Here is a 21,009-nt window from a genome sequence, read left to right as displayed (position 1 = left end):
TTATTTATGTTGCTTCAGTTGGATGACGTAAGCCTGCGATACGGGGCGCAGGTACTTGCGGAGAACGTCAGCGCCAAAATAGAGCGCGGCGACCGCATCTGCTTGGTGGGGCGCAATGGCGAGGGCAAGTCGAGCCTGCTGAGGCTGATTGCCGGAGACATTGAGCCGGACGAGGGTGAAATTGTGCGCCCCGGGGGGATCGTATTGGCGACCTTGGGCCAGGAGCTGCCCTCGGATTGTATCGACAGTGTCTACCGCTACGTAGCCGGTGGTCTCGGTGAGGTGGGGCTGTGGCTGGCGGATTATCGCGCGGAACCAGATGCGGATCTGCAGACGCAAATCGAAGCAGCGCATGGCTGGGAATTGCTGCCGCGCATCGAGAGCGTAATAGACCGGCTCGGGCTCGACGGAAATCACATAGTTGCCGAGTTGTCTGGCGGCTGGCAGCGGCGTGCCGCGCTGGCCCGGGCACTGGTGACGCAGCCGGATCTGCTGATTCTGGATGAGCCCACAAACCACCTAGATATTTCCGCAGTGGAGTGGCTGGAAAATTTTCTCGGCGGATACCGTGGCGCTCTGTTGTTTGTCAGCCATGATCGCGCGCTGGCGCAGCGTCTTGCGAAGACGGTGTGGGATCTGGATCGCGGACACTTGCGCGTGTTCCGTTGTGACTTTGACCGTTATCAGCGGGAAAAGGAAAAACTGTTGGAGGAAGAGGCCAGGAGCGAAGCTCTATTCGATAAGAAGCTGGCTCAGGAAGATGCCTGGATTCGCCAGGGGATCAAAGCCCGCCGCACCCGCAATGAAGGCCGGGTGCGCGCCCTGCAGGCGCTGCGCCGACAGCGGGAGGCGCGCCGCAATCGACAGGGCAGCGCCAAGATGGCGCTGGATGCTGGAGAAATGTCCGGCAAACTGGTTGCGGAACTGACAGACGTATCCTTTGCCTATCCCGGCGAGCCGCCATTGATCCGCGATCTGTCCTTTACCTTGATGCGCGGTGACAAGGTGGGTCTGATCGGCCCCAATGGGGTGGGTAAGAGCACCCTGATCCGGATTTTGCTGGGCGAGCTGCAGCCGGGCGGGGGCAAGGTTCGCCTGGGCACAAAGCAGCAGGTGGCTTACTTCGACCAGCGCCGTCAGCAACTCAATCCCGAGCTGACTGTGCTGGATAACATTGCCGGGGGGCGGGAGTCCATCAGTATCGGTGGCAAAAGCCGTCACGCCATGTCTTACCTGGCGGACTTCCTGTTTAGTGGTATTAAGGCGCGCACTAAAGTCGGGGCTCTCAGTGGTGGTGAGCGCAACCGCGCGCTATTGGCCAAACTGTTCAGCCAGCCAGCCAATATCCTGGTACTCGATGAGCCTACCAATGACTTGGATGTGGAAACGCTAGAGCTGCTTGAACAGCTGCTGCTGGATTTTCCCGGTACAGTACTGCTGGTTAGCCACGACCGCGCTTTTCTCGACAACGTGGTGGATTCCTGTCTAGCGTTCGAGGGCGGTGGCATCGTGCGTGAATATGTTGGCGGTTATGCCGATTTCCTGCGTCAGGGAGGCAGTTTTTTGCTGCCGGAAGAAAGCGGCAGTTCCGCCGATAAATCGACGGTGGAGAAAGTGAAAAGCAAGCCCCAGTCAGCGCCCAGAAAGCAAAAGCTCAGCTATAAGCTCCAGCGTGAGCTGGACAGCCTGCCGGGCCTGATTGAGCAACTGGAAGGGGAGATCGCTGAATTGGAATCGGCCATCGCACAACCGGATTTTTATCAAAGGGAGCAAGCGTTGGTCGAGGAAAGTTTGCGGACGCTGGCAGCAAAACAGGCGCAGTTGGACGCCGCCTTTGAGCGTTGGGCTGAGCTGGACGGCATGGCCGGGGGCGCATGAAGCGGTGTACCGGCTCGCAATATGCGGTCGTGTGTCCGCCAGCGAGTCAGGGCGAAAGTGATCGCTGTGTGTGGCTGCGTGCAAGCCTCCCCTGGCGAAGTATCCGATTGTGTTTCACGCTTCGGTTACACCGTGAAAGCGGTCGCCCTGACTTTTATTCGCTCTGGACTCTAACCGCCAGTACGTCGCAACCGGCACCGTGCAATACGCCGTTGGCGGTGGAGCCGAGTAGCAAAGCCAAACCGTGCCGGCCGTGGCTGCCTATGATAATCAGATCCGCTTCAAGCTCGTCCGCCAGCCTGTGTATTTCCGTGGCTGGCTGCCCAAGAATGACGTGCTGGCGTTCTGTCGGCACATCCAGCCTCTGAGCCGCCTTGCTTAGCTGCTCCCTGGCTTGGGTCTGCAGCTGCTCTTGAACCTCGGATAAATCCATCGGAATATCACCGCCGTAGGCGAAGGTCAGCGGCTCAATCACATGGGCGAGGCTGACTTCGGCGGCGAAGGCCCTGCTGATCTCCCCGGCTTTTTCCAGTATCTGCGAGGATTCCTCCGAAAGATCTAAACCGACGAGAATGCGTTTGTAACCGGCCATAAGTCCTCCGCTCCTTCCTATTATTTCAAGTTTTTGCTGTCTAGATGCGGTTGTTCCCTAAGTCTACTGTAAAAAAACCGGTTGACATAAATAGCGCGGCGCATCGCAAAATAGGCGTCAATTCGCGCTGACAAGGAGTGATTATGGCCGGCTGGCTTCCTTTGCTCATCCTATTATTTGTGCTTGCCCTTGTCGTGGGGCCGGTGATGTGGATGAAACCGAGCGCACGCGACCGGCGTCTTGCCGCGATGCGTGCTCGGGCCGCTGCCAGCGGACTCGCGGTGCAAATGCAGGCACTGCCAGCGGCGTTGGGGCAGGGGACAGCTGCGGTTTACAGCAGCCGCTGGGGAGATGGACGCCGGTTGCAATTGGGCTGGATATTGGAGTTGCAGCGAGTCGAGCATGAATTGCATTTTGCCGGCCGCTGGGACTGGCGGAATGGCCGGCCTGCGGCACCGAAATCGGCCTGGGAGCCGCTTCGCCAAATGCTAAAAAACTTACCGGAGGACGCCTGTGCCGTAATCGCGCAGGAAAACGGATTGGGTATACAGTGGCGGGAATCCAGCGGTGACGCAGGCTTTCATGCGCTGGAAGCGGCGCTCGCGGAATTCCGTCCGCCAATAGAGGAAGCGATACGGCAAGCCGCCCCAGCGCAACCAGGGGATGCTTAATCGGTTTTAATCCTATCGGAATTGCCTTGAATTGTTGCAAATATGCCGCTATTTGAAGCGATTCTTGCCATGTGGGCGAGTGCACAAATTGTAACCTCTGTTTAAAGATTTTGTTTTACTCGCTTGACCGCACAAGGAGCGGAGCTTATATATTCGCGCAACGCTGGTGGCCCCCAACTGGGGGACGGGTGGCGGAAGGCAGTAAATTTTCTATTTGAAATCAAGAGCTTATGGGTAAATCACTGGTCATTGTCGAATCACCGGCCAAAGCGAAAACCATCAACAAATACCTCGGCAAGGACTTCGTGGTTAAGTCCAGCGTCGGCCATATTCGCGATTTACCCAGCGGTGGGAAGCAGGCGGTGGATCCCAAGGAGCGCGCTCGCCGGGCTGCGGAGACGCGCAAACTCTCCCCCGAGGCCAAGGAGGCCTACAAGCGCAAGAAAAACCGCGAGCAACTGATTAAGCGCATGGGCATAGACCCGGACCACAACTGGGCAGCCCACTATGAAATCTTGCCCGGCAAGGAAAAGGTGGTCACTGAATTGCGCAAGCTTGCCGCTGAGGCGGATCACATCTACCTGGCCACGGACTTGGACCGCGAGGGAGAGGCCATTGCCTGGCATCTGCGCGAAGCCATCGGCGGCGATGACGAACGGTATCGCCGAGTGGTGTTCAACGAGATTACCAAATCTGCGATCCGGGAGGCCTTCCAGGATCCGGGCCGCCTGAATATGAACCGTGTAAACGCTCAGCAGGCGCGGCGCTTTTTGGACCGCATTGTCGGCTACATGGTATCGCCGCTTCTGTGGGAGAAGGTTGCCCGCGGTCTCTCCGCCGGGCGGGTGCAGTCAGTGGCGGTGCGTTTGGTGGTGGAGCGCGAACGCGAGATCCGCGCATTTGTTCCGGAAGAATACTGGACAATTAACGCCGACACAGAGACCGCTCGGGCAGAAGCGCTCCGCCTGGAGGTAAAAAAGCAGGCCGGGGAAAATTTCCGTCCGACCAATGAGGCTCAGGCTAGCGCTGCGGCCCAGGCCCTGCAGGCCAGTGACTTCGTCGTCAGCGCAAGGGACGACAAGCCGACCAGCTCCAAGCCTTCGGCACCCTTTATTACCTCCACACTGCAGCAAATGGCCAGTAACCGCCTGGGGTTCAGTGTCAAGAAAACCATGATGTTGGCGCAGCGCCTCTACGAGGCGGGCCACATCACCTATATGCGTACCGATTCCACGAATCTGAGTGCAGAGGCGGTGGAATCCGTTCGCGAGTTTATTGGCGAGCAGTACGGTGACAGATATCTGCCGGAGCGCCCCAATGTATACAGCAGCAAGGAGGGGGCTCAGGAAGCGCACGAGGCGATACGGCCGTCGGATGTGCGTGTGCAGCCGAATATGCTGCCTGGCATGGAACGGGATGCCGAGCGGCTATACAACTTGATCTGGCAGCAGTTCGTGGCTTGCCAAATGACCCCAGCCCAGTTCACCTCCACGTCGATCGTGGTCAGTGCCGGGGACTTTGAGCTTCGCGCTCGCGGTCGAGTGATCCGCTTCGACGGCTTTATGAAAGTGGCACCACCGGCTGGCAAGAAAGATGAAGATCTGGTGTTGCCGGACGTAAAAGTTGGCGAAAAGCTGGCGCTGAAAAAGCTGGATCCAAAACAGCACTTTACAAAACCGCCGGCGCGATACAGTGAGGCGGCGTTGGTAAAAGAGCTGGAAAAGCGCGGTATCGGCCGTCCTTCCACCTACGCATCCATCATTTCCACAATCCAGGAGCGAGGCTATGTACGCTTGGAGAACCGCCGCTTCTACGCTGAAAAGATGGGGGACATAGTCACCGACCGGCTGAACGAAAGCTTCCAGAATCTGATGGATTACGGCTTCACCGCCAACCTGGAAGAATCTCTGGACGCTGTCGCAGAGGGCGAGAAGGGGTGGAAGGAGTTGCTCGACGACTTTTACCAGGATTTCTCCGCACGGCTGGAAAAAGCCCAGGCGGCAGAGGGAGGAATGCGCCGCAACACGCCAACAGACACAGATATTGAGTGCAGCAAATGCGGCCGCCACATGCAGATTCGAACTGGCTCCACCGGGGTATTTCTCGGCTGTTCCGGCTATGCATTGCCGCCCAAGGAGCGTTGCACGAACACCATGAACCTAGTGCCCGGTGACGAGGCGGTGGATGCGGACAAGGATGAAGAGGCCGAATCCCGTCTGTTGCGTGAAAAGCGCCGGTGTCCCAAGTGCGGTACCGCCATGGACAGCTATCTGTTGGACGAGCACCGCAAGCTGCATATCTGCGGCAACAACCCGGACTGCCCCGGCTATGAAGTTGAGCAGGGCACATTCAAAATCAAGGGCTACGATGGCCCCGTCATTGAGTGCGATAAGTGCGGTTCGGATATGCAGTTGAAATCCGGCCGTTTTGGCAAGTATTTTGGCTGTACCAATGAATCCTGCAAAAACACCCGCAAGCTGCTTAAAAACGGTCAGCCAGCGCCGCCGAAAATGGATCCGGTACCCATGCCGGAACTTCCATGTCAAAAGGTGGACGACCACTATATCTTGCGTGACGGCGCCACCGGTCTATTCTTGGCCGCCAGTCAGTTTCCGAAAAACCGCGAGACCCGTGCGCCTCTGGTAAAGGAACTGCTGCCGCACAAGGATGAGATAGATCCGAAGTATAGCTTTCTGTTTTCCGCGCCAGTCGAAGATGACGAAGGGCGCGATACGGTAGTGCGCTTCAGCCGCAAAACCCAGGAGCAGTATGTGCAATCCGAAGAAAATGGCAAAGCCACGGGATGGCGCGCCTTCTACCGCGATGGCAAGTGGCAGATAGACGCAGGTAAAGCCAAGCGCGCGCCCGCGCGCAAAAAGGCGATGGCGAAAAGCAAATGAGTAATCCTTATACCGGGATTGTGGCTTCGTCGCTGCGCAAGGCTGCGTTGCTGTTGGAGACTGAGAACGCCGCTCCGCTGGCGCGCACTGCGTTGTATGAGGCGGTAGTACTGCAGTTGTGGCGCGCCTATCGCGCATTTCTTGCCGAGTTGGCATTTCAGCTGCAATTGATGACCGAACCGGAGTCCGCCCAGACACTTGCCGAGTGTGCACAGGCTGCGGGTAAAACCTGCAGCCAGGCGGTGGAGCTCCAAGAGCTGTTGGCCAATCGCAACAGCTGGTTGGCGCAGATGCAGGCGGCCTGGAGGCAGTTGTGGCACTTCTCCCAAGAGAAATGCGGCGACCGGCCCCAGGGCGACAATCTGATACCGGTACAAGACATCTCGGCATCTGCCGCCCCGGTGCTGAATGATAGCCTGCTGTGGGAGTGGCACGGGGCTTTGGGGGAGCTGGTGCAACGCCAGCGCGCACAGGCGGAGGAATGGTAACGCCATTTCACCGCAGACCTGTCCTTCTTTTTCCTGTCACTGAATGATTGCCCCTGTGTTACACTGCGTGGAAATCGATGTAGAGGGAGAAGTCCATGTCCTCCGAAACTTTTGAAATTGTCGAACTGGCCAACGGCGATGTGGCATTGCGCCGGGCCGGGCACAGGGAGGACCCGCTGGTTCGCATCCATTTTTCGGCAGAAAGTCTGGAATTCCTGCGTGAACACAAAGTCGCTGTGGCGAGAGCAATGCTGGAGGCTGGAATAGAGGCTGTTCAGTATATGGAGGAGCAGGGGGCTGAGTATCTCGAGGAAGAGGAAGAAGCGGTACCGGTTAATCACACGGTACACTGACTGATGGGTGCGGAATGTTCGGTCGCGCGCAGGAGGGTGGTCTTTCCGTGCCCGGCTAGTTACTTCCGGGCCCCCGCAAGCAATGCCCCCGCGTAAGTTTTGCAAAGGCCGAGCGATCGATTAGCAAGCAAAGACTCGGCCTGAATATCAGATGTTCCGCGTCTACGGGTTTTGGCGGATCACGCCCACCGCAAGTCCTTCAATCGCAAAGTTTTTGTCCCGCATATCCACCTGTATTACTTCAAAGTCCTCGTTTTCCGGAAGTAACTGAACGGTTGCCTGATTGCCTTTGCGGCGGAAGCGTTTGACAGTCACTTCGTCTTCAATGCGGGCGACCACAATCTGGCCGTTGCGAGCCTGGTCAGTTTTTTGGACCGCGAGCAGGTCGCCGTCGAGGATCCCTGCGTCACGCATGCTCATCCCGTGTACCCTCAACAGATAATCCGCTGGCGGGTGAAAGAAATTTGCCGGCAGATCGCAATAATCCTCAATATTTTCCTCCGCCAGGATCGGATTGCCCGCCGCCACGCGGCCGACAATGGGGAGGCCTGTCTGATGATCCGGTATACGGATACCCCGGGAGGCGCCTGCCACCATTTCGATGGCGCCCTTGCGGGCCAGGGCCTTGAGGTGTTCCTCCGCAGCATTGGGAGAGCGAAAACCCAGTTCCTGGGCGATCTCTGCCCGCGTGGGCGGGTAACCTGTTTCCTCCAGATACACCTTGATCAGTTCAAGTACCTGGGCCTGGCGTGCAGTGAGGTTTGTCATGGAATCACCTGATCTTTGTCTGTATTTTTATACAGTTGCTGGGATTATATACAGATTTGACAGCAGTGCAATCCTCGGGGTGCAGCTGCTACATTGAGAAGGAAATGCAAAGAAAAGTATGTATTCTGACGATAAGTGCGACAATGAGGGAACACAATAATGTTAGATGCGAAAATGCCCGAAGCGTGGCGTGTGTTGCGTATTCAATCAGAATTGGTGGACGGCATAGAGCGCCTGATTGCTCTGAGCGGTGCCGTCACCGTGTTCGGCAGCGCCCGTTTTGCGGAAGACAGCCCTGAATACAAGCAGGGCGTACGGCTGGGGGAATTGCTGGCCGCTGAGGGTATCCCGGTGATAACCGGCGGTGGTCCTGGGGCCATGGAGGCCTGTAATCGCGGCGCTTATCCGCAGCCAGGAACCTCCATAGGCCTCAATATAGAATTACCCTTCGAGCAGAAAGCCAATCCTTATCAGGACATCAGTTTACATTTTCGCTATTTTTTCGTGCGAAAATTCATGTTTGTCAAGCATGCGGTGGGCTTTGTCGGTTTGCCGGGTGGCTACGGGACTCTGGATGAACTATTCGAGATTTTGACTTTGGTACAGACCCAAAAAGTGCGCCGTTTTCCCATTGTACTGGTGGGCAAGCGCTATTGGTCTGGGTTGCGGGATTGGTTGGTGGATACAGTTTTGGAGAGGGCGTGTATCGATTCTTCGGACCTCGACTTATTCAAAATTGTGGATACCGTCGATGAGGCTGCCGAGTTGATTATCGAGCACATCAAAGAACGGGAATAAATCCGCTGTGGCCAGCTTGCTGGATGGCGGGTGATGTCAGTGATCAGGCTCGTCAGTTCCCGTAAAGCTCTCGCCTTCCAGGGTATCCAGCGGGTTGGCTGGTTCCACCGTATTTGCGTCCTGTTCATGAGCGGTGGTGCCAAAGGCGATATTGGCATCTTCAGGCGGTTCAGCGTCGACGATCGGCAAAGCCGGCCAGTGGTCCCGCTCGAACTCGCCGACGGCGCCATCCAGGTACTGTACTTCCACGGTCCCGTGTACTTCGTCGATGGCCACCACCTCGAATAACTCGCCGCTGTCGATATCTTCGTACCAATCGCCAATATCGGGTTTAGGATGTGCCATGGCTGCTTCTCCCAGTTGCTTTCCTTTCAATCTAGGGTCGGTTCACCCGTGGCAACAAGGCGCCATCCAAGCAGGAATATGCTAATCTGGCAAAACCAAACAGTTGTTTTAAATGATGGTTTAAACAGGCATGAGTCAGACGGATACCGTTAGCCGGATCCTGGATGCGGCGGAGATACTTTTCGCCGAACGTGGGTTTACCGAGACATCACTACGCACCATTACCAGTACAGCCGGTGTCAATCTCGCTGCGGTTAATTATCACTTCGGGTCTAAAAAAGAACTGATACAAGCGGTATTCGAGCGGTTTTTAACACCTTTCACCCAAGCTCTGGCTGTCGAATTGGACAGGCGTGTCGCTACCGGAGAGCCGCTTACTGTGGAGGATCTTCTGTCGAGTATTTACCAAGTGGCCATAGGCAGCCTGGTGAAGCGGGGCAGGGATCCGCAGCGGTTTATGCGCTTGCTCGGGCTGGCCTATACCCAGTATCAGGGACATCTGCGCCGTTTTATCGTGTCCCGTTATGGCGATAGCTACCGGCGTTTCGCCGGTCTCCTGGCCCAGGCGCTGCCTGGATTGGACCCGGTGACCTTTTACTGGCGCCTCTATTTTATGCTTGGGGCCACTATTTTTACTTTGTCGAGCTTTGATGCCATCGAGGCTATCCTGAGGGAGGATTTCGGGGCGGAGAGCAGTCTCCAGGAGACGCTGGAACGCTTGGTACCCGCGGCATCGGCCATGCTTAAGGTCAACGGCTAGGACGCCATTGCAATACTATCTGACTCAGCGGGAAGGGAGTGGAGCGTGAAGGGGGGGATAGAAGCGCACCCCACAACAGTAGCGTCAGAAAAGGGTGCAATCGCGCGGATTTACCTGGTGTCTGGCTGCCCCCTGCTGTGTCGTTCACATTTAACGAAGAGGATATTCCATGATCGGCCCGGTAATGATCGATATCGAGGGGCTGGAGTTGACTGGGCAAGATTGCGAGTTACTGCGGCACCCGCTGGTAGGTGGATTGATTTTTTTTGCGCGTAACTACCGCGATAGAGTCCAGCTGGAAGAATTGGTTGCGGCGATTCGCGAGGTGCGTCCCGAAATCTTGTTGGCAGTGGACCAGGAAGGTGGCAGGGTGCAGCGTTTCCGTAATGAATTTACCCGGCTGCCATCCATGCAAGCGCTGTGTGGTCGCGCAGATAGCGGCCAGTTACAGGACGTCGGTTGGTTGTTGGCGGCGGAACTGTTGGCGGTTGGCTTGGATTTCAGCTTTGCCCCAGTGCTGGACGCGGACGATCATCGCAGCCGCGTCATTGGGGATCGCAGCTTTTGCGCCGACCCTAGACGCCTGGCCGAGCAGGTGCGGCCTTTTATGCGGGGAATGCGGGAGGCCGGCATGGCGACCACCGGTAAGCACTTTCCCGGTCATGGCCATGTGATCGAGGACAGTCATGAGGAGCTGCCCGAGGACGGGCGCCCGCTGCAGGAAATTATGGCGACTGATGCGCAGCCCTTTATTGACTGTATAGAGGCAGGGGAGCTGGATGCGATCATGCCCGCCCACATCCGCTTTGTTCAGGTGGACCGCCGGCCGGTGGGATTTTCCCCGGTCTGGCTCCAGCAGGCGTTGCGCGGGCAACTCGGTTTCAGTGGCGTTATCTTCAGTGATGACCTTTCCATGGGCGGCGCGGCTATCGCGGGAGGGTACGCAGACAGGATTCGAGCGGCTTTGGAAGCCGGGTGTGATATGGGGGTTGTCTGCAACTGCCGTGCCGGGGTTATTGAAATACTCGAGACGCTGGACGGCTATTCTCCCCGCCGCGAATCCAGCGAGCGGTTGAAAATAATGCGAGGTAGACCGGTGATTCAGTCCTGGCGGGAGCTGAAATCCTGTGAGCGCTGGCATAAAACACGTGATTGGCTGGCGTCCTGGATGTAGGGGGCTCGAGGCCGGGTTGCCGCTTTGTGAAGTATCGGCAACAAAGATGAAGCTGCCCACTGAGCGTGAAGGGGTGGCTATAGAGAGCCGTCCGGGCGGGGTAAGATATAGCGATAAACAGCGTGTAGCGGGAGTTGTATTTCGTGGAATCAGCTAAAGAACTCATGTTGTCCTGGATTGGGGACAATCGCTTCTGGATTTTGTCCATTTTTTTGATCGTTCTGGTAACGGCCCTGTCCTCCTGGTTATTGGGCCGCTTTGTTCACCGGCTCGCCGAGCGGGCGGAGCGGACTGTAAACCCTTGGGACGATGCTTTGGTCGGCGCTTTGATGCCTCCTGGGTCGGTGTTGATCTGGCTGCTCGGCCTCAGCGTGGCTGCCAACAGAGCCGGTGTAGTGACAGGGGCGGAAATTTTTTCCCTCGCGGTGCCGGCGCGGGAGATTGGCCTAATACTGGTGTTGGCCTGGTTCGCCTGGCGATTCTCGCGCAATGTGGAACACAATCTTCGCGATCCCCGTTATATGGGTAAACCCATGGACGCGACCACAGTGCGGGCAGTGGGCAAGTTGGTGCGCGCCTCAATCGTGATTACCGCCGCGATGGTGATTATGCAATTCCTTGGCTACAGCATCAGTGGTGTCCTGGCTTTTGGCGGTATCGGTGGACTCGCGGTGGGTTTTGCGGCCAAGGATTTACTGGCTAATTTTTTTGGCGGTTTGATGATCTATTTGGATCGCCCGTTTGCCGTCGGCGATTGGGTCCGTTCGCCGGACAAGGAAATTGAGGGTGTGGTTGAGGATATCGGCTGGCGTCTCACCCGTATCCGCACGTTCGACAAACGGCCCCTCTATATCCCCAATGGTGTTTTCACCCAGATTGCGGTGGAAAACCCCTCGCGTATGTTGAATCGGCGCATATACGAGACCATTGGCATCCGCTATGAGGATGCGCCTCTGATGCCGGCCATTATCGCCGACGTGAAAGCAATGCTGCAGCAGCATCCTGAAATCGATACTAATCAAACGTTGATTGTCAATTTCAATTCGTTTGCTCCGTCATCGCTGGACTTTTTTATCTATACCTTCACCAAAACCACCGATTGGGTACGATATCACGAGATAAAGCAGGACGTCCTATTAACAATATTAAAGATTATTGAAGGTCACGGGGCTTCTTGCGCCTTCCCGACCTCAACGCTGCATATTGCCGAACTGTCTTCGCTAAAGCGCGAAGTTGCCTTGGATACTTGATGTCAATCAGAGGGTGAAAAGTATATTTTTTCCATTTACAGCGGATTTAAATCAAATTTTGACGATTTGTTGCATGTAATCGTTGAATCTTGGTATTTATTTCGCATCGAGCCCTAGACACTGGCGCCGATTTATCTAAGAATCGGAGTTCGTACACCAAGCTTGTGCTCGGTGGACGGTTCGAAACCGTAATCGCTGTTTGGGGTGATTACTGATAATGGGGTGGCGCTTGGCCTAACGCCTTTCTCGGGTGAGTGGGGTGGGCGCAATAACAATAATGAGGTTGTCTCAATGAGTGATCGCGTTACAGGTACTGTGAAGTGGTTCAATAACGCCCGGGGTTATGGCTTCATTACCTGTGGAGAAGGAACTGAGGATATTTTCGTTCACTACCGCAGCATTCGCGGCGATGGTTATAAAACATTGAACGAAGGCCAAGCGGTAGAGTTTGAAATGCAGCGGGGCGATAAGGGATTGCTGGCGGAAGATGTTGTTCCTTGTGAGTGATTCCCGCTGAATTTACTCGTTGAAATAACTTTTCTGCAAAATGGAATCCAAGGGACAGAGAAGCCCTGAGTTCCCACTGGTGTAGCCTGAAAGGCGGGTCAAAGACCCGCCTTTCTTTCGTTTTTCTCCAGCTTGTGGCCACCGGTGTATTGCCCCTTGTTGCTGCGACGGGGCGTACTGGTTGGCCGCCGCCCCTGAGATCAGCCTCCGATCACCCGCAGCAACTGGCCGCAGAACCAGGATGCATAGGTGCCGAGCGCGTAGCCCAGTACTGCCAGTAGAACCCCTACAGGCGCCAACGCGGGGTGGATGGCTGCGGCTACTACCGGAGCTGAGGCTGCGCCGCCGACATTAGCTTGGCTACCTACCGCCAAGAAGAAGGTGGGGGCTTTGATGAGTTTCGCCACCAGCAGTATTAGCCCCGCGTGTACTGCCATCCAGATGGCTCCGAGCACAAATAGCTCGGGGCTATCTTTTAGAGCGGCGATATTCATGTGCGTGCCTATGGTGGCCACGAGGATGTAAATAAATACCGATCCTACGCGGGAGGCACCGGCCCCTTCCAACTGTTTTGCGGGCGAAAAGGCCATCGCCACGCCAAGGGTGGTGGCGATAACGATTACCCAGAAAAACTGACTGGTAAAGCTGAATCGTGCCAGTTGCGGGGCATTATTTTGGAACCAAGGGGCGAGTTGATCCGCCATTACATGGGCAATACCGGTGATGCCGAAGCCGACGGCGGCAATCAACATCAGGTCCGGCAGGCTGGGAATGCGTTGGTGTTTCTTCTGCAGCGCCTCCACTTTTTCTCGAAGCTGGGTGATGGCTTCAGTATCGGCACCGCGGCGCTGGTCCAGTGTCTTGGCGTTGCCCGCCATAATCAGGAGCACGGCCATCCATAGGTTTGCAATGATCACGTCCACGGCCACCATGGCGGAAAAGATCTGATCGCCCACGCCAAAGATTTCTTTCATCGCCGCTTGGTTGGCCCCGCCGCCGATCCAGCTGCCAGCCACGGTGGTCATGCCGCGCCAAACTGCATCGGGGCCGTCGACACCGATCATGTCCGGGTTTACCGCGGACACAATCAGCAGTGCCACAGGGCCGCCGATCACAATACCCAAAGTCCCGGTCAGAAACATAATCAGCGCTTTCGGCCCCAGATTGATAATGCCTTTGAGATCTATGCTCAGGGTCAGTAACACCAGGCTTGCCGGTAACAGATAGCGGGAAGCAACGTAGTAAAGGTTTGAGTTTTCCGCATCGATAATGCCGAATGTGGTAAGCAATGAAGGAAGGAAATAACAGAGTAGTAGAGCCGGCACGAAGCGGTAAAAGCGCTTCCAAAACGGGTGCTCGCTACCGGCGGTGTAAAAGACAAAGCCCAGAATGGCGGCAAGCATGCCGAGAATTGTTGCATCGTTGGTAATCATGGAAATACTGGCTAGTTGTTAGGGGTTTTATAACTCTGTGTCTGCCATAGCGCTCGATGAACTGGCTTTTGCTCCGAGCGGTTGGGAAGGTTAAACCTCAGGAGTGACAGCATTTTATCCTAGAGAACCCGTGATGAAATCGCTAACTGGCACGACAGAGACTCCAGGCGCAGATGCGATCACTCGGCTGTTTTCAAAACTGTCGGATACATGACCTTATCCGGTGGAGTCTTGTGTTTTCGAAATGACGATCTCTTTGCCTGAGCGACCCTGCGAATTAATCAAAGGTTCCCTGTATGGGATGCTTCTATCACTCGGAAGTTTTTAGTATACCGGAGTGCAACAGCTTGGGTAAGTTATTCGAACCCCGTGCCTGTTGTTTGCTGCCACACTACCTATTGGTCAAGGTATTTTTCAGTCATCATCGATAAAAGCAAGAGAATTGTGATACTTCTGCTAACCGTGAAAGCACTGGCGTGGTTGCGGGATGTTCTGGCTATCGGGCTGCCAGCGGAGATGGGCTGGCAGACTTTCGCCTGTGCGGAGAGCTAGAGTGAATCAGCGTATTGGGCGCTCTACAAGCGCTAGGGAACCTCTGATTCATTCGCGCGCACACTATGGTAGGTTCCGGGGCGCTCAGGCAATAGGATGGCCACTTCGAAAACGTACGAGTATTTCCCTGTAGCTCCGACGGATACATTCCTGTATCGGTCGGTTTCGAAATGGCCAGCCTATCACCTGAGCTTCTTATCTGGCTCCAAAGAGTTTTTACCGTCAGGAAGTGAATTAACCAGAGGTTCCCTAGGTGCCCGAAGCTTCCTCTGCCGAGGTTATTGTTCTGACCTCGATAAGCACGCCGAAGGCGGGGTGATCGATGTAGTGCAGCTCACCGCTGCGCATGCGCCGCTCGGCTTGTAACAGGGCCACATGGCGCGCGTAGGTCGTGTCTGGGGCCATGGCTCTGTCTGCCATTGCTGGCCGAAAGTCTGCAGTGCTCATCAGGTCCAGAGGTTCTTCCGTAGCTGCTTTCGGGGGTAGAGGCAGCGGGATACCGGTGTTGTCATCGCTGGGTTCGCTTAGCCACAGGTTGGTGCTCAGATGGAGATAGCGCGCCACACTTAGTGTCACGCTACCGCCCAGACGACTTTGACTTCCCGGGTTCTCGCCGCTGTCAATAATAATCGCCGGGGAGTTGCGCTTCTGTTGCAGCACCTGGCGCCAGGCTTTATGGAAAAGTACCCGCATGTCACCGCTGCGGTTCAGTGCCGCTGCCTTGTTACTCAGTTGTGTGGCCGCCGGGACCAGAAGGGGGGCACCGCCAGTAGCGGTATCGAAATCCACCCATTTTTCTGGGTAGCGCAGTCGTGGCGCTGCGGGCCAGTCTTCACTGGAGTTTTCCATGCCGCCAATGCGCTCGAAGACGATCATCTCTATCTCGAAAGTGGTGCCCGCATAGTTGACAGCTTGGGCACTTGCCGCCGTTGCTGCCAGCAGCAAGGCGGCGCAGAGTCTTAGGATGTTTGTCATGGAGTTACCGCTTTCTGGTCGTCTCGTTACTGAATCTACCGCGAAACAAGGCTGGTGCCGCGTTCGAGGACTTTGCTGCATTCGACGGCCGAAATCAGTTGGGCCATGGATGCAAGCTCCTTGCGAACGGATAGTATCACTGCGCCAGCCGTTCCAACACTCCGCTTACTTGTTGCAGACGCTCGCTGGGCCCGCCTTCGTCGAGGGCAAAGTTCAACTGGTTGGCGCCCGCGAGCTGATAGCGTCCCGGTTCCCTCTGCACCATTTTTACCAATGTTAGCGGGTCCACCCGGGTGTCGTCCGCAAACTCGATGCGTCCCTGAGCTGCCGATGCTTCCAGCTTGCGGATACCCATGGCGTCCGCTTTGAGTTTGATCTCGGTGGTGCGAAATAGATGCTTAACCGGTTCCGGCAGCAGGCCGAAGCGATCAATCATCTCTACTTGGAGCTCCTTGAGCTCCCGGCTGTCAGCCGCATTGGCGATACGTTTGTACATGATGAGCCGCCCGTGTACGTCTGGGAGGTAATCGTCCGGGATCAGCGCCGGTACCCGCAGGTTGACATCTACGGCAGGGGATTCGAGCGGCTCATCGATATTGGGGGTTTTGCCGCTGCGAATAGCTTTAACCGCGCGGTCGAGCATTTCCATGTAGAGGTTGAAGCCGACGCTCTGGATCTGGCCGCTCTGTTCCTCGCCGAGCAGTTCGCCGGCGCCGCGGATTTCCAGGTCGTGCGTGGCCAAGGTGAAGCCTGCCCCCAGATCTTGGGCCTCGCTGATGGCTTCCAGGCGCTTGACGGCATCGGCAGTCATCGCGCGCTTGTTTGGGGTGAGCAGGTAGGCGTAGGCCTGGTGGTGGGAGCGCCCGACGCGGCCGCGCAGCTGGTGCAGTTGTGCCAGACCGAATTTATCCGCGCGCTCGATAATGATGGTGTTGGCGGTCGGTACGTCTATGCCGGTTTCAATGATGGTGGTGCAGACGAGCACGTTGAAGCGCTTGTGGTAGAAGTCGCTCATTACCTGCTCCAGCTCCCGTTCGCGCATTTGTCCGTGGCCGATTCCGACCCTGGCTTCCGGCACCAGATCCTGCACTTCCCGCGCGATCCTTTCGATACTTTTCACTTCGTTGTGCAGGAAATAGACCTGACCGCCGCGCAGTATCTCGCGCAGTATCGCCTCTTTGATCAGAGCGTCGTCGCGTTCGCGCACGAAGGTCTTTACCGACAGGCGCCTGGCGGGTGGGGTGGCGATCACCGACAGGTCGCGGATACCGGACATGGCCATATTCAGGGTTCGCGGGATCGGTGTCGCGGTGAGCGTAAGGATATCCACTTCCGCACGTAAGCTCTTCAGACGCTCCTTCTGACGCACACCGAAACGGTGCTCTTCATCGATGATCAGCAGGCCCAGGTTGCGGAAGTCCAAATCGCTGGAGAGCAGTTTGTGGGTGCCGACCAGAATGTCGACCTTGCCATCGGCTACTTTTTCCTTGACGTTGTCGATCTCCTTGCCGGAGCGGAAGCGTGAAAGCACTTCGACGGTAACCGGCCAGTCGGCGAAGCGGTCCTGAAAGGATTGAAAATGTTGTTGGGCGAGCAGTGTGGTGGGGACGAGCATTGCCACCTGCTTGCCAGCGTGCACGGCGACGAAAGCGGCGCGCATGGCGACCTCGGTTTTGCCGAAGCCCACATCGCCACAAACCAGGCGGTCCATCGGTTTCTCCGCGAGCATATCTGCAATTACGGCTTCTATCGCCTGCTGTTGATCTGGCGTTTCCTCGAATGGGAAACCGGCGGCGAACTCGCGGTAGGCGAGCCCCGGGTCGGCAAAGGCATGGCCGCGGCGCGCCTCGCGGCGGGCGTAAATGTCGAGTAGCTCGGCGGCAGCGTCGCGGACCTTTTCCGCTGCCTTGCGTTTGGCTTTTTGCCACTGTTCGCTGCCGAGGCGGTGCAGTGGTGCCAGAGCTTCGTCAGCGCCGGAATAGCGGCTGATCAAGTGTAGGTTGGATACGGGCACATAGAGCGTGGCCTCATCGGCGTATTCCAGGGTCAGGAATTCCGCTGGTTGGCCATCGAACTCCAGGTGCTGCAAACCGCGGTAGCGGCCGACGCCGTGATCAATGTGCACCACCGGGGTGCCAATACGCAGCTCTGCCAAGTTCTTGACCGCAATCTCTGCGTCGTCTTTGGCTTTCTTGCGCCGGCGCTGTTGCATGACCCTTTCGCCGAACAATTGCGGCTCCGCCACAAGCGCGACAGGAGGTTCGCTGAGGACCATTCCCTGATCCAAGGGGGCGACGGTAATACCGTGGGGTTCGCCGCTATCGAGGAATTCGGACCAGCTTTCGAACTGCACGGGTCTCAGATTGATTCCAGCGAGCAATTCCAGGAGAGCCTCGCGGCGACCGCCACTTTCGGCACAAAAAAGAACCCGCCCCGAATAGCTCGCCAGGTGGCTCTGCAGTGCCGCCAGAGGTTGCTCGGATTTTCCGTCCACGGGCAGTGACGGGGGCGTTTCGCTGGCAAAGTTGTAGTTCCCCTGGGCGTTCGGCAGTGTATCCGGGGAAAGGATCGCCCGGGGCCGTTTTTTCAGTGCGGCATTAAATTCTGCTACGTCCAGCAGTATCTGCCGCGGCGGCAATATCGGCCGGTGCAGATCTCCGCGGCGGCTCTCATAGCGGTTGTTGACCTCGCGCCAGAAGTTTTCCAGTGGCTGTTGAATGTCTCCGAGGAGAAAGATCTGGCTGTCGGCGGGCAAATAGTCGAACAGGCTCGCGCAATTGCCGCCGAAGAAGAGCGGCAGATAGTACTCTATACCGGCGGGGGCGATGCCGGCGCTGATATCCTGATAGATGGGCACCTGGGTGGGATCGCCTTCAAAGTGCTCGTGCCAGTTCTGCAGAAACTCCGCCAGAGCTGCCTTGTGCAGTGGAAACTCCCGCGCTGGTAGCAGGTGAATACTGTCAACTTTATCGACGGTGCGTTGGCTTTCGGGGTCAAAGGTGCGCAGAGAATCTATTTCGTCATCGAATAGATCAATGCGGTAGGGCAGGGGGCTGCCCATCGGATAAATATCCATCAGCGCACCGCGCACCGCAAACTCACCGTGTTCATAAACGGTATCCACACAGTGGTAGCCGGCCTGTTCGAGTTTGATTCGCTGCGCGTCGATATCGAACCGCTGTCCCTCGTGCAGTATCAGAGCATTGCCGGCCACATAGTCGCGCGGCGGAAGCCGGTGCATTAGTGTGCTGACAGGCGCTATCACGATGCCACTTTCCATTTGCGGCAGCTGATAGAGGGTTGCGAGACGGTCCGAGATGATGTCCTGATGGGGGGAAAAGGTATCGTAGGGCAGTATCTCCCAGTCCGGGAAATGAAAAATTTCTACTTGCTCACGGCCCGCGCCATCTCCCCCGGGCTTGTTAAAAAATTTCAGCTGCAGCTCCATGCGGTGCGCTTCGAGGCTGTCGCGGGTGACCAGCAGGGTGGGGGTTGCGCGTCTACGGGCGGCATTTAATACGGCCAGCGCAGCGGCGGCGCCGTGCAGTTGCCCCCAGAATTGGCGGTCACTGGAGGAGCGGAAGGCCGGTGGGGCGACGGGATCAAAATCAGTCATCTTTCCTTAATATATCCGCATTTTTTGGGCTGAGAAGTGGTTTGGGGCGTTATTGTAGCGGTGAATGTTCTATGCTGCAGATAATCCGTAAAGGCTGCATTTTTGGCGGTCGTGAAAAGCCGCGGCCCGGGGTGGGAAACGGGCGCTTGGCAGAGGAATAAATTGGTAGTTTTACTACAATTTTTAGGCTCTTTTTTGCTCAGTTGCGCGCTTTTAGGTGAATGCTTATATTGCGCAGCCACGCGGCACTGGGGCAGATTTTTCCCGCCGCTAACCCCCGCCATCAAACACATTGCAGAGGTGTCTGACAGTGAATCAGAAGCGACCGAAGCCCGCGGATTTTTTCAAGGACTGGAAAGAGCGCGAGGCCCTCGCCGAATCCATGATCCCGATGATTGGCAAGCTCAACCGCGAGCGTAATGTCGGCATTTACATGTATGGCCGTAACCTGGTAAACCGCTCTGTGCTGAGCATTATGAAAGCGCATCGCTTCGTACGTCAGGTTGAGGAGAACGAGCTCTCTGAATTCGAGTCTTTCCCGGTGCTGGAAGCGATCTGCAAGTTGGATTTAGGGCCGGTGCATATCGACTTGGGTACCTTGACCAACAAGTATATGCGCGACAACCGCGGCCTGTCCGTGGACGAGTTTGTCAGGGAGGAGCTCGCCGATGCTGAGGGTGCCGGTAAACCACTGCCCGAGCCGCGGGATGTGGTGATCTACGGCTTTGGCCGCATCGGGCGCCTGGTGGCGCGGGTGTTGATTGACAAGGCCGGCAGTGGCGATGTGCTGCGCCTGCGCGCGATTGTGCTGCGCAAAGGCAAGGCGGATAACGACCTGGTCAAGCGCGCCTCCCTGCTGCGTCGCGATTCAGTACACGGCGCTTTCAAGGGCACTATTCGCGTAGATGAAGAGACCAACACTTTGATCTGCAACGGCAACGAGATCAAGGTGATCTATGCTAACTCGCCGCAAGAGGTGGACTACACAGCCCACGGTATTCACGATGCCATCGTTGTGGACAGCACCGGCGTGTGGCGCGACGAGGAGGGGTTGGGGCAGCACCTGCAGTGCCCTGGTGCCGCCAAGGTGATTCTGACCGCACCCGGCAAGGGAGATATCAAGAATATCGTTTACGGTATTAATAATTCTGATATCAAGCCGGAAGACAAAATTTTGTCCGCTGCTTCCTGTACCACTAATGCGATTGTTCCGGTACTGAAGGCAGTGATGGATGGGTTTGGGGTGGAGCACGGGCACGTTGAGACTGTGCACGCCTACACCAATGACCAAAACCTGATCGATAATTATCACAAGGGGGAGCGCCGGGGGCGCGCAGCACCTTTGAATATGGTGCTGACGGAAACCGGTGCGGCCAAGGCTGTGGCTAAGGCTCTGCCGGAACTGAAGGGTAAACTGACTGGTAACGCCATCCGTGTGCCTACGCCCAACGTCTCCATGGCGATTCTAAATCTGACTTTGGGCAGGGAAACCACCAAGGAGGAGTTGAACGAGTATATGCGCGGGGTGGCTTTGCACTCGCCGCTGCGTCAGCAAATCGATTACACCAACTCCCCAGAAGTGGTGTCCAGTGACTTCGTGGGTTCCCGCCGAGCCTGTGTTTTCGACTCTATAGCCACTATCGTCGATGGCCGCAACGCCGTACTTTACTGCTGGTACGACAATGAGTTTGGCTACAGTTGTCAAGTGGTGCGCTGCCTGGAGGATATGGCGGGGGTTAGATACGAACTATTTCCCAAAAAGGACTGATTCGCAGCCCGCAGTATAATTGGCCGGGCACACCTCAGGGGTGTGCCCGGTACTCCATAGCCCTCCGACACCGCTCCACCCCTGGATCATTCCTGACCAATATCCGCTCAACTGTCTGTTTTTTCAGTAATAATTTTCTCTATCCAGCTCAATTCGACCATTTGCGCACTGGTAAACCCCC

17 protein-coding genes are annotated in these 21,009 nt (G+C 56.5%); 11 read left to right on the top strand and 6 right to left on the bottom strand.

Going from position 1 to position 21,009, the window contains the following annotated elements:
- The first annotated feature begins 6 nt into the window (after positions 1-6).
- A complete protein-coding gene (locus tag BM155_RS03735) occupies positions 7-1,878 on the top strand; it encodes an ATP-binding cassette domain-containing protein (protein ID WP_074901137.1) in 1,872 nt (623 codons plus the stop codon).
- A gap of 154 nt (positions 1,879-2,032) precedes the next feature.
- On the opposite strand, the gene BM155_RS03730 is transcribed toward BM155_RS03735, so the two are convergent.
- Positions 2,033-2,470, bottom strand: a complete 438-nt coding sequence (locus BM155_RS03730; RefSeq protein ID WP_067153473.1) for a universal stress protein — start codon at positions 2,468-2,470, stop codon at positions 2,033-2,035.
- A 212-nt stretch (positions 2,471-2,682) separates the two neighbouring features.
- Here BM155_RS03730 and BM155_RS03725 point away from each other — a divergent pair, with 212 nt between their 5' ends.
- The 4 genes from BM155_RS03725 to BM155_RS03710 all read left to right on the top strand — a co-directional run bounded on the left by BM155_RS03725 (position 2,683) and on the right by BM155_RS03710 (position 6,882).
- Positions 2,683-3,141 (top strand): hypothetical protein, encoded by a 459-nt coding sequence (locus tag BM155_RS03725; protein ID WP_231902328.1) that lies wholly within the window; start codon positions 2,683-2,685, stop codon positions 3,139-3,141.
- A 230-nt stretch (positions 3,142-3,371) separates the two neighbouring features.
- Entirely contained in the window at positions 3,372-6,041 is a 2,670-nt protein-coding gene (topA, locus tag BM155_RS03720) for a type I DNA topoisomerase (RefSeq protein ID WP_074901136.1), read from the top strand.
- A complete protein-coding gene (locus BM155_RS03715; protein WP_067153467.1) occupies positions 6,038-6,529 on the top strand; it encodes a DUF6586 family protein in 492 nt (163 codons plus the stop codon). The genes topA and BM155_RS03715 overlap by 4 nt, the downstream gene beginning before the upstream one ends.
- A 95-nt stretch (positions 6,530-6,624) precedes the next feature.
- Entirely contained in the window at positions 6,625-6,882 is a 258-nt protein-coding gene (locus BM155_RS03710) for a hypothetical protein (protein WP_074901134.1), read from the top strand.
- A gap of 162 nt (positions 6,883-7,044) precedes the next feature.
- Here the strand turns inward: BM155_RS03710 and lexA are convergent, their stop codons facing one another.
- Positions 7,045-7,650 carry a transcriptional repressor LexA gene (gene lexA / locus BM155_RS03705; RefSeq protein WP_067153463.1) on the bottom strand — a complete coding sequence of 202 codons (606 nt, stop codon included), beginning with the start codon at positions 7,648-7,650 and terminating at the stop codon, positions 7,045-7,047.
- A gap of 159 nt (positions 7,651-7,809) precedes the next feature.
- On the opposite strand from lexA, the gene BM155_RS03700 reads away from it, so the two are divergent.
- Positions 7,810-8,448 (top strand): LOG family protein, encoded by a 639-nt coding sequence (locus BM155_RS03700; RefSeq protein WP_067153461.1) that lies wholly within the window; start codon positions 7,810-7,812, stop codon positions 8,446-8,448.
- Between the two features lie 36 nt (positions 8,449-8,484).
- Here the strand turns inward: BM155_RS03700 and BM155_RS03695 are convergent, their stop codons facing one another.
- Positions 8,485-8,793 carry a DUF6763 family protein gene (locus BM155_RS03695; RefSeq protein ID WP_074901132.1) on the bottom strand — a complete coding sequence of 103 codons (309 nt, stop codon included), beginning with the start codon at positions 8,791-8,793 and terminating at the stop codon, positions 8,485-8,487.
- 130 nt (positions 8,794-8,923) lie between these two features.
- Here BM155_RS03695 and BM155_RS03690 point away from each other — a divergent pair, with 130 nt between their 5' ends.
- The 4 genes from BM155_RS03690 to BM155_RS03675 all read left to right on the top strand — a co-directional run bounded on the left by BM155_RS03690 (position 8,924) and on the right by BM155_RS03675 (position 12,484).
- Positions 8,924-9,553: a TetR/AcrR family transcriptional regulator gene (locus tag BM155_RS03690; protein WP_067153457.1), complete on the top strand. Its 630-nt coding sequence runs from the start codon at positions 8,924-8,926 to the stop codon at positions 9,551-9,553.
- A gap of 169 nt (positions 9,554-9,722) precedes the next feature.
- Positions 9,723-10,727 (top strand): beta-N-acetylhexosaminidase, encoded by a 1,005-nt coding sequence (nagZ, locus tag BM155_RS03685; protein ID WP_074901130.1) that lies wholly within the window; start codon positions 9,723-9,725, stop codon positions 10,725-10,727.
- 134 nt (positions 10,728-10,861) lie between these two features.
- Positions 10,862-11,977 carry a mechanosensitive ion channel family protein gene (locus tag BM155_RS03680; RefSeq protein ID WP_407939244.1) on the top strand — a complete coding sequence of 372 codons (1,116 nt, stop codon included), beginning with the start codon at positions 10,862-10,864 and terminating at the stop codon, positions 11,975-11,977.
- Positions 11,978-12,268: 291 nt separating this feature from the next.
- The gene (locus BM155_RS03675; protein WP_067153453.1) at positions 12,269-12,484 is read left to right on the top strand and encodes a cold-shock protein; all 216 of its coding nucleotides are present in this window, start codon (positions 12,269-12,271) and stop codon (positions 12,482-12,484) included.
- Positions 12,485-12,684: 200 nt separating this feature from the next.
- On the opposite strand, the gene BM155_RS03670 is transcribed toward BM155_RS03675, so the two are convergent.
- The 3 genes from BM155_RS03670 to mfd all read right to left on the bottom strand — a co-directional run bounded on the left by BM155_RS03670 (position 12,685) and on the right by mfd (position 19,060).
- Positions 12,685-13,917: a DUF819 family protein gene (locus BM155_RS03670; protein ID WP_067153451.1), complete on the bottom strand. Its 1,233-nt coding sequence runs from the start codon at positions 13,915-13,917 to the stop codon at positions 12,685-12,687.
- An 801-nt stretch (positions 13,918-14,718) separates the two neighbouring features.
- Positions 14,719-15,444: a CsiV family protein gene (locus tag BM155_RS03665; protein WP_074901127.1), complete on the bottom strand. Its 726-nt coding sequence runs from the start codon at positions 15,442-15,444 to the stop codon at positions 14,719-14,721.
- Positions 15,445-15,580: 136 nt separating this feature from the next.
- Positions 15,581-19,060: a transcription-repair coupling factor gene (gene mfd, locus BM155_RS03660; protein ID WP_067153447.1), complete on the bottom strand. Its 3,480-nt coding sequence runs from the start codon at positions 19,058-19,060 to the stop codon at positions 15,581-15,583.
- A gap of 304 nt (positions 19,061-19,364) precedes the next feature.
- Between mfd and BM155_RS03655 the strand changes: the two genes are divergently transcribed.
- Positions 19,365-20,828: a glyceraldehyde-3-phosphate dehydrogenase gene (locus BM155_RS03655; RefSeq protein WP_067157730.1), complete on the top strand. Its 1,464-nt coding sequence runs from the start codon at positions 19,365-19,367 to the stop codon at positions 20,826-20,828.
- The last annotated feature ends 181 nt before the right edge of the window (positions 20,829-21,009 follow it).

The sequence above is a fragment of the Microbulbifer thermotolerans genome (assembly GCF_900112305.1).
Taxonomy (GTDB): Bacteria; Pseudomonadota; Gammaproteobacteria; order Pseudomonadales; family Cellvibrionaceae; genus Microbulbifer; species Microbulbifer thermotolerans.
The sequence above is the reverse complement of the archived record's forward strand: the minus strand, read 5'-3'. Positions and strand labels throughout refer to the sequence as shown.